The sequence below is a fragment of the Methylotenera sp. 1P/1 genome, from assembly GCF_000384355.1.
Classification (GTDB): domain Bacteria; phylum Pseudomonadota; class Gammaproteobacteria; order Burkholderiales; family Methylophilaceae; genus Methylophilus.
Map to the genome: position 1 here is coordinate 2,670,081 of NZ_ARWC01000001.1, position 13,575 is coordinate 2,683,655.

General features: G+C 46.7%; 16 protein-coding genes. 3 read left to right on the forward strand and 13 right to left on the reverse strand.

From position 1 onward, the window contains the following. Position 1: 1 nt before the first annotated feature. From A3Q3_RS0112980 to A3Q3_RS0113000, 4 genes are all read right to left on the reverse strand, one after another. Positions 2 to 961 carry an ankyrin repeat domain-containing protein gene (locus A3Q3_RS0112980; RefSeq protein WP_020184028.1) on the reverse strand — a complete coding sequence of 320 codons (960 nt, stop codon included), beginning with the start codon at positions 959 to 961 and terminating at the stop codon, positions 2 to 4. An 11-nt stretch (positions 962 to 972) separates the two neighbouring features. After that, positions 973 to 1,863 carry a succinate--CoA ligase subunit alpha gene (gene sucD / locus A3Q3_RS0112985; protein ID WP_020184029.1) on the reverse strand — a complete coding sequence of 297 codons (891 nt, stop codon included), beginning with the start codon at positions 1,861 to 1,863 and terminating at the stop codon, positions 973 to 975. After that, a complete protein-coding gene (sucC, locus tag A3Q3_RS0112990) occupies positions 1,863 to 3,038 on the reverse strand; it encodes an ADP-forming succinate--CoA ligase subunit beta (RefSeq protein WP_020184030.1) in 1,176 nt (391 codons plus the stop codon). The genes sucD and sucC overlap by 1 nt, the downstream gene beginning before the upstream one ends. A 193-nt stretch (positions 3,039 to 3,231) precedes the next feature. Further along, positions 3,232 to 4,005, reverse strand: a complete 774-nt coding sequence (locus A3Q3_RS0113000) for a cytochrome c (RefSeq protein WP_020184032.1) — start codon at positions 4,003 to 4,005, stop codon at positions 3,232 to 3,234. A 185-nt stretch (positions 4,006 to 4,190) separates the two neighbouring features. On the opposite strand from A3Q3_RS0113000, the gene serB reads away from it, so the two are divergent. After that, on the forward strand, positions 4,191 to 5,030 hold the full coding sequence (gene serB / locus A3Q3_RS0113005; protein ID WP_020184033.1) for a phosphoserine phosphatase SerB: 840 nt from the start codon (positions 4,191 to 4,193) through the stop codon (positions 5,028 to 5,030). A gap of 2 nt (positions 5,031 to 5,032) precedes the next feature. Here serB and A3Q3_RS0113010 read toward each other — a convergent pair whose 3' ends face one another. From A3Q3_RS0113010 to A3Q3_RS0113020, 3 genes are read right to left on the reverse strand one after another with little or no spacing between them, the layout of a single operon-like run. Then, positions 5,033 to 5,845 (reverse strand): ferritin-like domain-containing protein, encoded by an 813-nt coding sequence (locus tag A3Q3_RS0113010; RefSeq protein WP_020184034.1) that lies wholly within the window; start codon positions 5,843 to 5,845, stop codon positions 5,033 to 5,035. Then, complete coding sequence (locus A3Q3_RS13980) at positions 5,835 to 7,256, reverse strand: HAMP domain-containing histidine kinase (RefSeq protein ID WP_020184035.1); 1,422 nt, start codon at positions 7,254 to 7,256, stop codon at positions 5,835 to 5,837. The genes A3Q3_RS0113010 and A3Q3_RS13980 overlap by 11 nt, the downstream gene beginning before the upstream one ends. After that, positions 7,249 to 7,923 (reverse strand): response regulator, encoded by a 675-nt coding sequence (locus A3Q3_RS0113020; RefSeq protein ID WP_020184036.1) that lies wholly within the window; start codon positions 7,921 to 7,923, stop codon positions 7,249 to 7,251. Before A3Q3_RS0113020 ends, A3Q3_RS13980 begins: the two co-directional genes overlap by 8 nt. A gap of 143 nt (positions 7,924 to 8,066) precedes the next feature. Here A3Q3_RS0113020 and A3Q3_RS0113025 point away from each other — a divergent pair, with 143 nt between their 5' ends. Both A3Q3_RS0113025 and A3Q3_RS14435 read left to right on the forward strand, forming a co-directional pair. Then, complete coding sequence (locus A3Q3_RS0113025) at positions 8,067 to 8,255, forward strand: hypothetical protein (protein WP_026361931.1); 189 nt, start codon at positions 8,067 to 8,069, stop codon at positions 8,253 to 8,255. Positions 8,256 to 8,306: 51 nt separating this feature from the next. Beyond that, the gene (locus A3Q3_RS14435; protein WP_020184038.1) at positions 8,307 to 8,447 is read left to right on the forward strand and encodes a hypothetical protein; all 141 of its coding nucleotides are present in this window, start codon (positions 8,307 to 8,309) and stop codon (positions 8,445 to 8,447) included. A 93-nt stretch (positions 8,448 to 8,540) separates the two neighbouring features. On the opposite strand, the gene A3Q3_RS0113035 is transcribed toward A3Q3_RS14435, so the two are convergent. The 6 genes from A3Q3_RS0113035 to A3Q3_RS0113060 form a co-directional block, all read right to left on the reverse strand. Further along, a complete protein-coding gene (locus A3Q3_RS0113035; protein ID WP_020184039.1) occupies positions 8,541 to 9,413 on the reverse strand; it encodes an SMP-30/gluconolactonase/LRE family protein in 873 nt (290 codons plus the stop codon). Positions 9,414 to 9,444: 31 nt separating this feature from the next. Then, a complete protein-coding gene (locus tag A3Q3_RS0113040) occupies positions 9,445 to 10,029 on the reverse strand; it encodes a hypothetical protein (RefSeq protein WP_020184040.1) in 585 nt (194 codons plus the stop codon). Positions 10,030 to 10,068: 39 nt separating this feature from the next. Continuing rightward, a complete protein-coding gene (locus A3Q3_RS0113045; RefSeq protein ID WP_020184041.1) occupies positions 10,069 to 11,280 on the reverse strand; it encodes a sorbosone dehydrogenase family protein in 1,212 nt (403 codons plus the stop codon). A 52-nt stretch (positions 11,281 to 11,332) separates the two neighbouring features. Continuing rightward, the gene (locus A3Q3_RS0113050) at positions 11,333 to 12,631 is read right to left on the reverse strand and encodes an NAD(P)/FAD-dependent oxidoreductase (protein ID WP_020184042.1); all 1,299 of its coding nucleotides are present in this window, start codon (positions 12,629 to 12,631) and stop codon (positions 11,333 to 11,335) included. After that, complete coding sequence (locus tag A3Q3_RS0113055) at positions 12,621 to 12,998, reverse strand: c-type cytochrome (protein ID WP_232418432.1); 378 nt, start codon at positions 12,996 to 12,998, stop codon at positions 12,621 to 12,623. The genes A3Q3_RS0113050 and A3Q3_RS0113055 overlap by 11 nt, the downstream gene beginning before the upstream one ends. A gap of 88 nt (positions 12,999 to 13,086) precedes the next feature. Further along, on the reverse strand, positions 13,087 to 13,575 hold the full coding sequence (locus A3Q3_RS0113060) for an ankyrin repeat domain-containing protein (RefSeq protein WP_025223915.1): 489 nt from the start codon (positions 13,573 to 13,575) through the stop codon (positions 13,087 to 13,089).

The following is a 13,575-nucleotide window of genomic DNA, read 5'->3' on the forward strand; positions in this document are numbered from 1 at the left end:
GTTAGTAGCGACCGCCAGCATTTTTAATCAATTCAACAATGGTTGGATTTTTAAGTTTCAGCGCGTAGACATAGGCGGTTAGGCCATATTGGTCACGCGCCTTTACATCAGCCTTGTTGTCCAACAACAATTTCACCATCTCTTCAGCGTTGCTATCCACCGCCAATTGCAGTAAGGGCGTACCTTCTGAATCGTGGTGATTCACATTAGCGCCTTTGGCAATTAGCGCCGTGGCCACTTCTACCTGTGATTTTTTGACGGCCCAAGTCAAGGCTGTCCATTTGGAGTGGTCTTGCTCATCCACATCCGCACCTTTTTCTAATAGATAGCTAACTGCTGGGGCATGGCCTTCACGTGCTGCGATCATCAATGCAGTGGTCCCCAGCTTGTCTTGAGTATCTAATTTTGCACCGTTGTTGATTAAGCTGGTAATGGTAGGGATATCACCGCTTTTGGCGGCGTACATGAGTACGGGTTTCCCATCATCACTTTTAGTGTTGGCATCAATACCACTTTTAATAATTAAATCAACGGTTTGGCTGTATCCCGAGGTGGCAGCTAACCCTAGTGCGCTCCAGCCAGCGGGGTCGCGTACTTTGGCGTCAGCGCCTTTATCGAGCAGTACTTTGACTGTTTCGATATTGTTTTTCTTGGCGGCAAACATCAATGCCGTCCAGCCGCCTTTATCTTTGGCGTTCACATCCGCGCCTTTTGCAAGCAGCGCGCTAGCTACATCTGCGCGGTTTTTGCGTGCTGCGTACATCAGGGCGGTAATGCCTTCGTTATCTCGCGTGTTTGGATTTACGCCGCTACTCAGCATGGCATTGACGGTTGCAATATCACCCTTGGATGCAGCTGTGAACAAATAGGCAACGTCAGCGTTGGCAGCGTTCGCCGTCATATTGGCACTGAAGGTCAAATAGCCTACCAGTAAGCATTGCACCAGCACATAAAAACGCATAAATAATAGCCTTAAGAATGAACCACTTGTTTGAGTTGCATAGCTTTGACAACAGCTTCGCCCAATTGTGCCGGTGAGTTAGCCACAACACATCCTGCAGACTCTAGCGCTAGGATTTTATCTTCCGCGCGTCCGCTGCCGCCAGAGATAATCGCACCAGCATGTCCCATGCGCTTGCCTTTGGGGGCGGTTAAGCCTGCAATATAAGCAGCTACAGGCTTGGTCACGTGGTGTTTAATAAAGTCGGCTGTGGCCTCTTCATCGCTACCGCCAATTTCACCTACCATGATAATCGCTTCGGTTTCTGGGTCTGCCTCAAACATGGTCAAGCACTCAATAAAGTTGAGGCCTTTGATGGGGTCGCCACCAATGCCTACACATGTGGTTTGACCTAAGCCTAGCGCAGTTGTTTGGTGTACTGCTTCGTAAGTGAGTGTGCCGGAGCGTGATACCACGCCGACTTTGCCGCGTAAGTGAATGCTACCCGGCATAATGCCAATCTTACATTCATCCGGCGTAATCACACCCGGGCAGTTAGGGCCAATCAGTTTGGTGCCATTGGCTTTGAGTGCCGCTTTCACATTGAGCATATCCAATACAGGGATGCCTTCTGTAATGCAAACCACCAACTCAATACCTGCATCAGATGCTTCTAAAATAGAGTCTGCGGCGTAAGGAGGCGGTACGTAAATCACGCTGGCATTGGCTTGTGTTTCACGTACGGCTTCACGCATGGTATTAAATACCGGTAGGTTCAGGTGCAGCTGTCCGCCTTTGCCTGGCGTCACGCCACCCACCATCTTGGTGCCATAGGCCAATGCTTGCTCAGAGTGAAATGTGCCTTGTTTGCCGGTAAAGCCCTGGCATAGCACGCGTGTATTTTTATTGACTAAAATGGCCATTATTTCACCGCCAGACTGTTTACTGATTTCACGGCTTGTTGTGCGGCATCGGTTAAGTTTTCTGCAGAGATAATATTTAAACCACTTTCACGTAACATTTGTTTACCTAATTCAACGTTGGTGCCTTCCAAACGGACGACAACAGGGATGGTCATGCCGACTTCTTTGACAGCAGTGATAATGCCTGAGGCAATAATGTCGCAGCGCATAATGCCGCCAAAAATATTGACCAAAATGGCTTTGACTTGCTTGTCTGCCAAAATGATTTTAAATGCCTTGGCTACTGTTTCAGCGGTTGCACCGCCACCTACATCCAAAAAGTTGGCTGGCATGCCACCGTGTAATTTAATTAAATCCATGGTGGCCATGGCTAGACCAGCGCCATTCACCATACAGCCGATATTGCCATTGAGCGCAATATAGTTCAGCCCGGCATGATGCGCTTCGGCTTCTTTTGCATCGTCTTGCGACCAATCACGCATTTCCGCCAATGGTTTTTGGCGATACAGTGCATTGTCATCCACTGTCATTTTGCAATCTAAGGCCACCAACTTGCCATCGGTGGTGACGATCAGCGGGTTAATCTCTAACAGCGCTAAGTCATTCTCTTTAAATAACTTGTATAGCCCTTTGGTCAGTTTGGTAAACGCGGTAATTTGGTCGCCGACTAAGTCCAACGCAAACGCCAAATTACGTGCCTGATAATCGACCAAGCCATTCAGCGGATCACAGATTTCCTGTAGGATTTTTTCAGGCTGTGTAGTTGCGATTTCTTCAATGTCCATGCCGCCCGCGCTTGAAGCAACGATCACGACACGCTCCAATGTTCTATCGACTAACATCGAAAGATAGAGTTCACGTGCGATAGGTAAGGTTTGCTCTACCAATACTTGATGTACTGGCTGGCCATCTGGTGCATTTTGATAGGTGACTAAATGTTTACCTAGCAGCGCATTGGCAACGGTTTGGGCTTCTTGCCCGGATTTCACCAGCTTAACGCCACCTGCTTTACCACGACCACCGGCATGCACTTGCGCTTTGACTACCCAAGCACTTCCAGCAATTTCTTTGGTGGCTGCTGCGGCTGCCTCCTCTGATTGCACGACTTGTCCGATGGGGGTAGTGAGACCGTAACGTTGTAGGAGTTGCTTCGCTTGATATTCGTGTAAATTCATTTTAAAAGTGGATTTTTGATTAATTTATTTTCAATCGCTATTTTCGCGCAAAAGCTGGATGGACGCTAGTAAAAAAGCCATTGCCGCTGCGTTGTTACGCATTGCTTACAGTAGTGGATGGCGAAGATGGTATGTGCATAAAAAAAGCCACGCAAACTGCATGGCTTTTTTGTGGGCAAACATTTAAAACATTCTATAAATCTTGTTCCCAAGCATTGCCGTACACTTTGCCATTGCGGGACAAAATATACATCTGATACATGCTGATAAACCACATATAGCTAGACGCCAAACTATAGCCGATACCACCAATAATGGTAAGCCAAGCAAAATTAGGTGAAAGCTTAGTGAGCCACCAGGACAAGATGTCGATAATTAAGAAGGCAAACGGGAACGCAATGGCCGTGACTTTGAGTGCTTTAGGCACATTCACTGCAAAGCTAAAAATAAAGCCAATAAAAAAGAAAATAAAGCTAATACCAAATAAGTGAATATGTGAAACGCGCGTTAAGCTTTGAATGGTCGCCCCTTCGCTGGTGGCCGCTACTTTTTGTACTTCTTCAAAGTTTTTAAAGTTAGGAATGCCCGGCAACGCGCTGTGGCAGACCACACAGTTTTGTGCAAATACATCTTTGTAATGTGCATCCCAAGCTTCTTTAGGGGCACCTTTTCTCACCCATTGAATAATGTCTGCACGTACAGCATCCGGGGCATTGGCTTTCATGGAGCCGTTTAATTTACTCTCTAACTTGCTGTGGGTGCGGTCACCGTAGTAGCTATACACAATGTCATTTTTAGATAAGCCGACTTTGCCATCGGCCATACCATGGGTGAGCATGATTTGTAGCCCCGCCATACACAAGCCAACACCAATCACTAACAAATAACCGGTGAATAGCGCTTTTAAAGGCCATGGTAAATTGGGTAAGTTGAGCCATGCGAGATTGGCGGGGGGGGTTGTTTTCATTTTAATTCCCATAAAAGGTCAAACACAATAACGTATTTACAGCATAAACGTATTCACAGCATATCATTCAAGGCTTAAAAAATAAATTCGTAAACACCATTAAAAAGTAGGGTTAATTCTGTGCATTAAAACGAATCCCAATACGAACTGCTATAATTTTGTTTTTAAAATCATTCGAGTTGCTCATGCGTTTAGTTGTTCAAGGGCGTGCGATTTCCTTGTCGCACCTCACCCATATTCATCGCATCATCGGCGGTCATACACAGTTTATTCAAGTGGGTGAGTTTGCCTATTACTTACCTATCCAGCAACAAGATACCGCTGAGGTAGCACGCTTTTGTGCAGAGCAATTGTTAGATTGCGCAGTGGTGCCAGACCAGCAGCGCTTAAATCAGTTTGGCTTATGTGTGATGGACATGGATTCCACGCTGATCAGCATTGAGTGTATTGATGAGATTGCTGACATGATGGGCATTAAGCCGCAGATTGCGGAGATTACTGAAGCCGCAATGCGCGGTGAACTAGATTTTGCGGCAAGCCTTAAAAAGCGTGTTGCATTGCTCAAAGGCTTACCAGAAAGCGCGCTGCATCGTGTGATTGAAGAACGATTACAGCTGAATCCAGGTGCACAAGCGTGGATTACAGCTTGCAAAGCGCATCGCATTAGCACCATGGTGGTGTCGGGTGGATTCACTTTTTTTGCTAACCACGTTAAACAGCTACTTGGCTTGGATTACGCTGTGTCGAATACATTGGAAATTGTAGACGGTAAGCTCACTGGCAATATTCTGGGCGATATTGTTGATGCACAACGTAAGGCGGATGAGCTGGTGAAGTTACGTGACCAGTTAGGCTTGAAACCCGAGCAAACCATTGCGATAGGCGATGGGGCGAACGACCTGAAAATGATGGCTGCGGCAGCCATTGGCATTGCTTATCACGCCAAACCGGTGGTACAGCAACAAGCAACATATGCCTTAAATCATACTGGGCTAGATGGCGTGATTAATTTATTGAGCGCTTAACCTCAAAGCAGCGCTAATTCATCTTCACTAAAACCAGCAAGGCGTCTGGCTTCTATATTGAAGGGTGGGCGTAATTTGGGGGCTTGGTATTGTTGGCATAGCCTCTCAAATGTTTCGATTGGTGCTAAGTCACGTTGCACACATAGCCAGTTGTACCAATGATTGCCAATGGCCACATGGCCAATCTCATCGCGTAGGATAATATCCAATATTTCTGCAGCCGCCATATCACCGGCCTGCGCCAATTTATTGCGTAATGCCGGGCTGGCATCTAAGCCGCGTGCTTCCATGGTTCTGGGCACGAGTGCCATGCGTGCCAGCACATCGTCTTGTGTGCGTTCTACCATCTCCCACAGGCTGTTATGGCCGAGAAAATCGCCATATTGATAGCCCATACTCTGCAAGTGCTGATTGAGCAGGCTAAAATGATAAGCCTCTTCTGCTGCGACTTTAAGCCAGTCCGTGTAGTATTGTTCTGGCATCTGTGCAAATCGCCAAATCGCATCCAGTGCAAGGTTAATGGCGTTGAACTCAATGTGGGCAAGTGCGTGAATCAATGCGGCACGGCCTTCTACTGTGCGCATGGAGCGCTTTTGTACCGATAGCGGTGATACCAGTTCCGGTTTGTCAGGACGACCTGGAATCGGCTCGCGATTGATGATCGATTGATCGATATCTAAGCTCAGCCCATCTGCAATAAACGTTTTTTGTAAAAGCAGTACGCCGTTTGCTTTGCGGGATGCATCGCGTGCAGTTAGCCAATTCAATGCAGTTTGGCGTAACTCGATTGGGTCTAATGTGCAATTATTCTTCATAGGCTAAAAAAGTGACGGTGACACAAGTGCCTGTTTGTGACGACTGCGTGCGCGTAAGTCCGTCTTTAATTTCAATGGTGGCATGATGCGCTTGTACAATTTCATTAACGATGGCCAAGCCCAGCCCGCAGCCTTGGCCCTGATTATCGTGCAAACGGTGAAATCGTTCAAATACCCGTTCACGCTCATGCTCCGGAATGCCAATGCCGTCATCCATTACGCTTAGTTGTATCGAGTGTGCATCCCCCTGAATCACTACGGTAATCACGCCCGGGGCAGGGGTATAGCATATTGCGTTATCAATCAGGTTTGACAGCATCTCCCGTAGCATCAAATCATCGCCCCATAGTGTGGCATGTGCTAGCTGGATATCCAGCCCCAAATCTAAACCTTGATGTCGTGCCGTATTCACAAACTGGCTGGTGACTTCGGTCGCGAGTGTAGCCAAGTGCACAACACGCATTTTGGGCTCGCGTCCAGAAGCAGAATCGACCGAGGCCATGGATAGCATGCGGTGGAGCAGGTGGGATAAACGTGCTGAGCTACTCAGAATCATCGTTAGCGTTTCATGCACCTTACCGGAAGTTTTTTCGCGTAAGGCCAGTTCTGCTTGTGTTTGCAAGCCCGCAATAGGGGTGCGTAGCTGATGTGAGGCATCGGCAATAAATTGCTGCTGCAATTCCACCACGGCACGTACGCGCAGAATCAAATTATTCATGGCTTGTAGCAAAGGCTGAATCTCGGTAGGGGCATCTGCGGTATTGAGCTCACTGAGATCGGTATGCGAGCGCTGGTTGATGGCCGCCTGAATGCGCTGCAATGGCAATAGCCCGCGTTTGATACCAATAAAGATCAACCCTGCGGCCAGTAGCAGAATCAAGAGCTGTGGAATAATCATTTCTTCCACAATTTCTGTCACCATGATTTCTCTTTTGGTACGCGTTTCCGCCACTTGTACCATGATATTGCCTTGAATCTGCGCATCCACAATGGGTAGCGCAAAGGCAACGACGCGTACCGATTGGTCGTTAAATTGGTCATCGTAATACGCATGTGCGGAGGCCGGTGGTAGTATTTTTGGTAAGGGCAGTGCGTCCTCGCCCAGTACTAAGGTGCCATTGGGGGCAGAAACACGATAATAAATCACATCATCTTTATCGTAATTTAATAAATCCTTTGCCACTTGCGGCAAGTTAATCAATATCTGTGACTCATGCACCTCAACCTGATCGGCCAGTGCCAATGCGGCACGGAACAACGAGCGGTCATAGGCTAAGTTGGCATAATGCAGGGCACGGTAATACGAAAAGATAGCGCTGACAATCAGTAGTACAAATAAAGGGATCAGCACCCATACCAGTAGCTGTTGCTTGAGCGATCTTGCTGTGTGCGAGTGAATGGGTTCAGTCACTGGATTCTGCCTCTAACAAATAGCCCAGACCGCGAATGGTACGAACACGCGCACCTGCGGGCTCGATTTTTTTACGTAGACGATGAATGTAAACCTCAATGGCATTGTCACCAATCTCTGTATCCCAATTACATAAAGCTTCTAATAGCTGCTCTTTGTTGACCACTTTGTTCATGCGTAACATTAACGCCTCGAGCAGTGCAAACTCTCTGGCCGAGAGCCCAAGTGGGTGCTCCAGATACATCGCTAACTTTCCGGCGACATCCAATGTCAGATTGGCGCATTTCAACGGCAAGTTACTGCCAAGCTGTCCACGCCGGATAAGCGCACGTACACGCGCCTCAAACTCATCTAGGTGAAACGGTTTGGTCATATAGTCGTCCGCCCCCAAGTCCAAACCCTTTACGCGGCTTTCAATGGCATCACGTGCAGTCAGTATCAACACAGACACTTTGTTGCCGGCTTGTCTTAACTTGCCAAGCACCTCCAGGCCATCCATTTTGGGTAGGCCCAAATCCAAAATCACCAAGTCATATACGGATTCTTGCAGCATTAAATGGGCTTGTGCACCATTGCTCACATGGTCTATCGCATGGTTTGCCTGCTCCAGTATGCGCACGATTCCGTTGGCCAATACGGCATCATCCTCGGCAATTAATATTCTCATAATTTAAATTTAGCTTTGTAAGTTTGGTGTAAGTATGTCTGCGTATATTGGCTATTGTGGGTTCGGCGAACAAGTTAATTGAGCAGAACGTGTCCGTGATGAGACCACATTAACATCATTTAATTTTATAGAGGATTATGACGATGAACAAAATTTTATTAGCCATGTTAGCAGGTTTATTTGCGGTGGGCGCTTATGCGGCAGATGCGCCTAAAGCTGAGAGCGTTAGCAATAAAGCGGAATCCGTGAAACACACAGCTGCGCCTGCCAAGAAAGCAAAACTTTTGAAGCAAGAAGCCAAAAAGGAAGCCGCAAGCGTAACCACCAAATAAACCATTAAAACAATATTGAATGATTAGTATTGAATTACATAGGAGATAGCCATGAAAAAGATTTCTTTAGTCATATTAACGGTGATGGTGGCGTTGTCAGCCAATGCATTTGCCGCTGGCAAGCACCACACTAAACACCCTCATGCAACTAAGAGCACTGTGGCACCAGCCCCTGCTCCTGCAGCCAAGTAACTTTACTTTTTTATTTCCCCTCAAAAAAGTAGAGCCAAAGAAAAAAGCCATGCAATCTGCATGGCTTTTTTTGTGTGAGAAACTTGTAAATACTTATTTGGTTTCTGCCGGTTTAGTCTCTTCTAGTTTAGGTTCACCTAATGGAATAAACACTAGCTCGCCCACTTTCATCAACGGCACTAGTAAATATTCCCCATTAGCACTTAACACCATATCGGCAGAGCTGGTGAGGCCGTTCTTGAATAGTCTGGCTTTGCCACCACTCAGTTGATTAATCACACCATTTTTCCAATCGCTGATGAATATCTTGCCTGATTTGGTTTTAATCAAGCCATCTCCACCGCCAAAACCATCGGCCACTTTGGAAATCGCACCGTTCCCTAAGTTGATGCGGTACAAAATGCCGGATTCAAAATCGACAGAAAGTAACTGATTGCGACCTTCGAATAGCAAGCCATTTGGGGCGAGTATTTCGGGACTTTTGCTATCGGCGATCACAGTCACCACGCCCCCTTTAGCAATTTTAAATATCTGACCGCCATCTTTGAGTGTACCGCTATCGCTCACATACAGGTTGCCTAGTTTGTCAGCTTCGATATCGTTGAGGAACACCGGCGTACTAGGGAATGCGGCTTTGGCTGCATATACCTGCCATGTGCCATCCATATTTACTTCTAACACTCTTGTGTTGTCAGCCACATAAAGCGTTTTGCCTACCAGCACGATCCCTTTGGGGTCATCCATGCCTTTGGCAAACACCGTGATATTGCCTTTTTTATCAACCTTGGTGATTTGTCCGTCACCGTCTTTACCAAACTCGCCGATTTCTGAGATGTAAATGGTGCCATCTTTATCTTGTACGACAGATTCTGGTGTTTTGAGTCCAGTGATTTTGGTAGGGATAGGCTCTTTTGCTTGAACATTGAATGCAGCCAATAGTGCAACAATGAGTGTTATATTTTTCATAGATTTCCTGCCAGTGTGTTGAAAAAGAGTGTTAGTAGTATAGTTTGCTGATTGGGAGCTCATCTAGCGCAGGGCAAATGGTTTCCACATTCTTGGCCATTTTTACATTTAGTGCATTGATAAACAGCTGATTTTTTTTCAGTTCTGCAATCACTTTTTCCATGGCTTTGACGTAAGCTTTTTCCATGTAAAAATCAGGTTTCACAGTCAGGCTGCCATTTTGTTCTGCCTGTTTTTTGATGCGCACAATTGCCGGCTCTATATTGCCGATACCACCAGTTTGCGTGAATACTTTGGCAATGATTTCGCCATGAAACACTTGCATCTGCGGGTTGTAGAACATATGTGGCTCTAACAACAATACGACAGACGCATCATGGGCTTTGTCACACCACTGTGCGTTAGAAAAATATTTGTTGAGCGTACTGGTGGCCGCTTTTTGTGCCAACGGGCCTTTCATATGCCATACATCCAAATAAGGGTGCAGGATACGTACAGGATGCTCGTAATGCACTTGGGCGATATGCACTGCAATATTCCCCGGAATCAGGGTGGTATCTGCCAACGCCCAAGAGGATGCGAGCAGGGTAGAGAACAACGTCAATAATAGTTTCATGTTAAAGCTTTCTGAGTAAATGCCCCTAGTAAGAGCCTGTTATTTTTTCTTATCTGCTTGATAGCTGATTTTATAAATATATCCCGTACGATCATCAGACACATACAGTGCGCCATCCGTTCCCACAGCCACATCTACCGGCCTGCCCCAAGCATTCTGCCCATTTAGCCAGCCAGATACAAAGTCCTCTACGCCTATGGGTTGATTGTCTTTAAATTTTACACGTACCAGCGCATAACCACTGGGCTGTTTACGATTCCATGAACCATGTAATGCAACAATCGCATCGGATTGGTATTCAACTGGAAATTGGCTTTTGTTTAAAAAGGTAATGCCAATCGGTGTTGAGTGAGAAACAAAAGTTGCTACGGGCGGGGTCGCTTCTGTGCAAAATTGACTAGGCGCAGTAAAGTTAGGGTCTTCTACCATCTGCGTTAAATTGCCAGGATTGCCCCAGCAATGTGGCCATCCATAATGTTTTCCGCCCACAATGATGTTTAAGTGTTCAGGGGGTATCTCATCATTCACGCGTCCACGTGCGGTATCGGAGCGGTTATCGGCACCTTCATTGGTGGCATAAAATGCACCCGTCACCGGGTGCCACGCAAAACCTTGGCTGTTTCTTAATCCGCTTGCCCAAATGGCGCTGGGTGCATGTTTACCAACTGTGATGAGGTGACCCGCCGGTTTTCCCTCTGTGGTATAGCGCAGAATCGTTGCGCGTGTAGCCTCTTGTTCATTACAGACATTACAAGTGGAGCCTACGTTGAGATATAAAAAGCCATCAGGACCGAGTCGTACCGTTTTGAGTGTATGCCCGCCATCTGCTAGCCCAGAGATAAAAGGCTGTGGCGCAGACCAGCCGTTACTGGTTTTTGTGAGTTTCACAATCCCGTCTTGATTAGAAACCAACATGGCATCTTGTACAAATGTCAGGCTGTTTGGTGCGTTAAGCTGACGGGCAATAATGATGGGTGGTTCGGCGAGGCCATCACCATTGCTATCATGCAGCATCAAAATTTGACCGCTAGTAGGCGAAGCTACATAAAGATTGCCTTGGGCATCAAAGGTCATCATGCGTGGTTGGCCATACTGACCGCCAAGTTTGCTGTAAATCTGGATAGAGAAACCAGCGGGCAATTTAAGCGCACTCATATCTGGTTTAGGCGCAGTATCGCGCGCATAGCAAGCCCAATACATGCCGATAAACAGCCCGAATAACACAAAACTGGTCCATTTAATGGCTTTCATTGCTCACCTTTATTTAGTGAAATGATTTAGTGGCATACATGCGACAACCCAATCAAGTCAGCACGTCGGACCAAATATTATTGGCCCAAGCAAACGCATACTGGCCTTCTTGATCAGATGGGGCCGTAGACACGCCACCACCTTCTGCCGGTACCATGATTTTTTTCGCAGCATCGTATCGATACACATGCGCAACGTGGACTGCCTGACGGTCATCAATAAAGCTATAGCACGTGTTGGCAAACACTGGCGTTGGGTCCGGCTGATCTCCGCTCATCAGCGCAACAACGGCTGCAGCGCATACCCGTGCCTGAGAGGTAGCCATATGTGCGGATTTGGGTAATCCGGCAGACACGCTATCGCCAATGACATGGATATCTGAATGTAGTGTAGATGCATAACTTAAAAAGTCCACTTCGCACCAACGCTGATCTACATTATTCAGCCCGATACTTTGTGCTACTTTGCCCGCGCGCTGCGGCGGAATCACATTCAGTACATCGGCTTTGACTTGCTCAAACTCGGTGGTCACTGTTTTATGCGCTACATCCACAGATACAATGTCATTGTTAGGTCTGTAATCGACTATGCCCGCATAAGTTTGCATAAATGCTTGATTAAACAACCCTTTTTTAGAGGTGATTTCAGGATTGGCATCCAGCACAATCACTTTGCTTTTGGGTTTATGGGCTTTAAAGTAACTGGCGACTTGGCATGCGCGTTCATAAGGACCAGGTGGGCAGCGGTAGGGTGCTTTTGGGATGGTCATCACAAATACACCGCCATCCGGCATGGCTTCTAACTGCGCGCGTAAGTTGACTGTTTGCCAGCCTGCTTTCCAAGCATGCGGGATAAGCGCTTGCGCTTCCGCACTGGCTAAATTGGGGATTTTTTCATAATTGACATCAACACCGGGAGCAATCACCAGTCTGTCATAGCTCAGTTCATCTCGCGCCATGCGTACACGTTTTTTGTCAGCATCAATACTGGTGACTGTGTCATTGACCCACTGAATGCCGTGATTTTTTTTGACCAAATCATAACCAAAAGTTAAATCATGAATGGATTTGCTGCCACCTAGTACCAAGTTGCTGAGCGGGCAAGACACAAATTGACTAGATTGTTCGATCACGACAGTTTCAATATTGCCCATGCTCCACATACGAATGTATTTTGCCGCAGTCGTCCCTGCATAGCCACCACCAATAATCACGACTCGACCCAACGGTGGCTTGCTGGCACGCGCGAAACTGGTATTGGAAACAATTAGTGCACTGGTGTAAGCAGCTGCTTTTATTAAGCGGCGACGTGGGCGATTGATGGTTGTATTTTCCATTGAATTATCGTCCATGCGTATCTTTCAGTTGCTGCGGGATTGGAGAGATGCTGGTATGACGTTTTTGCTCGGAAAAGTAAGTGGCGAGTGCATTAATTTCATCTACATTGAGGCCTTTTGCGTGATGGTGCATCACAGTAGAGCTACGTTCACCTTGTTTAAATGCCAGCATTTGCGCAACAAAGTAACCAGCATCCAGCCCGGCTAGACTGGGGGTGATGCCTACGCTGTTACCTTGTGTGCCGTGGCAGGCTGCACAGGATGCTGCTAGTACCCGAATATGCGATTGTTGGACTGTATTGGGTGTTGGTTGCACAGTCTCTGCAGACATTGCCCCTGTGGGGATTAATAAACAAAGGGCAATAAAAAAGGCTTTAATCATGGCAACATCAATTATTGAAAATACCATCATAAAGCCTTTTACAGATTTGTATAGTGACCAATGTCACTATAGTCATCACAAGATTAGACTAGAAACATTTGTCTTGGCAGCCTTCTTCGCTCACGCCTAATGAGGTGAGTAACTTCACCATGTTTTCAGCGCGTGGACCTTCATCTTTCATTACGCGAATGAGTGATACGTCACCCTTCATTTTAATGTTCACGTCGGCACCTTTTGCAGCCAAGTATTTCACCACATCTTCGTAACCATCAAATGCAGCTAAGTGAAAAGCTGTCATTTTGCTGGCTGGATGTGCATAATTTAAGTCCGCGCCTTTTTCAACTAGGTATTTCACAGTTTCTAATTTGCCCTTAGTTGCTGCCATTTGTAATGGCTCCCAAGCAAAGAACTTTTCGTTCACCAGTTTTGGATCCGCTTCCACATATTTTTTAACGACCTTGGTATTGCCATCGCCCAGTGCTTGCGTAAATTCCATGTACTCTTCATCGGTCAGTGCAAAGCTATTGAGAGAAAAAGCAATAGCTACCACTGCAAATAACGCTTTAATCATGTTCAT

Excerpts from the sequence above, each read along its gene's own strand:
- A3Q3_RS0112980 (WP_020184028.1), bottom strand. The coding sequence starts at position 961 with ATGCGTTTTTATGTGCTGGTGCAATGCTTACTGGTAGGCTATTTGACC.
- sucD (WP_020184029.1), bottom strand. The coding sequence starts at position 1,863 with ATGGCCATTTTAGTCAATAAAAATACACGCGTGCTATGCCAGGGCTTT.
- sucC (WP_020184030.1), bottom strand. The coding sequence starts at position 3,038 with ATGAATTTACACGAATATCAAGCGAAGCAACTCCTACAACGTTACGGT.
- A3Q3_RS0113000 (WP_020184032.1), bottom strand. The coding sequence starts at position 4,005 with ATGAAAACAACCCCCCCCGCCAATCTCGCATGGCTCAACTTACCCAAT.
- serB (WP_020184033.1), top strand. The coding sequence starts at position 4,191 with ATGCGTTTAGTTGTTCAAGGGCGTGCGATTTCCTTGTCGCACCTCACC.
- A3Q3_RS0113010 (WP_020184034.1), bottom strand. The coding sequence starts at position 5,845 with ATGAAGAATAATTGCACATTAGACCCAATCGAGTTACGCCAAACTGCA.
- A3Q3_RS0113020 (WP_020184036.1), bottom strand. The coding sequence starts at position 7,923 with ATGAGAATATTAATTGCCGAGGATGATGCCGTATTGGCCAACGGAATC.
- A3Q3_RS0113025 (WP_026361931.1), top strand. The coding sequence starts at position 8,067 with ATGAACAAAATTTTATTAGCCATGTTAGCAGGTTTATTTGCGGTGGGC.
- A3Q3_RS14435 (WP_020184038.1), top strand. The coding sequence starts at position 8,307 with ATGAAAAAGATTTCTTTAGTCATATTAACGGTGATGGTGGCGTTGTCA.
- A3Q3_RS0113035 (WP_020184039.1), bottom strand. The coding sequence starts at position 9,413 with ATGAAAAATATAACACTCATTGTTGCACTATTGGCTGCATTCAATGTT.
- A3Q3_RS0113040 (WP_020184040.1), bottom strand. The coding sequence starts at position 10,029 with ATGAAACTATTATTGACGTTGTTCTCTACCCTGCTCGCATCCTCTTGG.
- A3Q3_RS0113045 (WP_020184041.1), bottom strand. The coding sequence starts at position 11,280 with ATGAAAGCCATTAAATGGACCAGTTTTGTGTTATTCGGGCTGTTTATC.
- A3Q3_RS0113050 (WP_020184042.1), bottom strand. The coding sequence starts at position 12,631 with ATGGACGATAATTCAATGGAAAATACAACCATCAATCGCCCACGTCGC.
- A3Q3_RS0113055 (WP_232418432.1), bottom strand. The coding sequence starts at position 12,998 with ATGATTAAAGCCTTTTTTATTGCCCTTTGTTTATTAATCCCCACAGGG.
- A3Q3_RS0113060 (WP_025223915.1), bottom strand. The coding sequence starts at position 13,575 with ATGAACATGATTAAAGCGTTATTTGCAGTGGTAGCTATTGCTTTTTCT.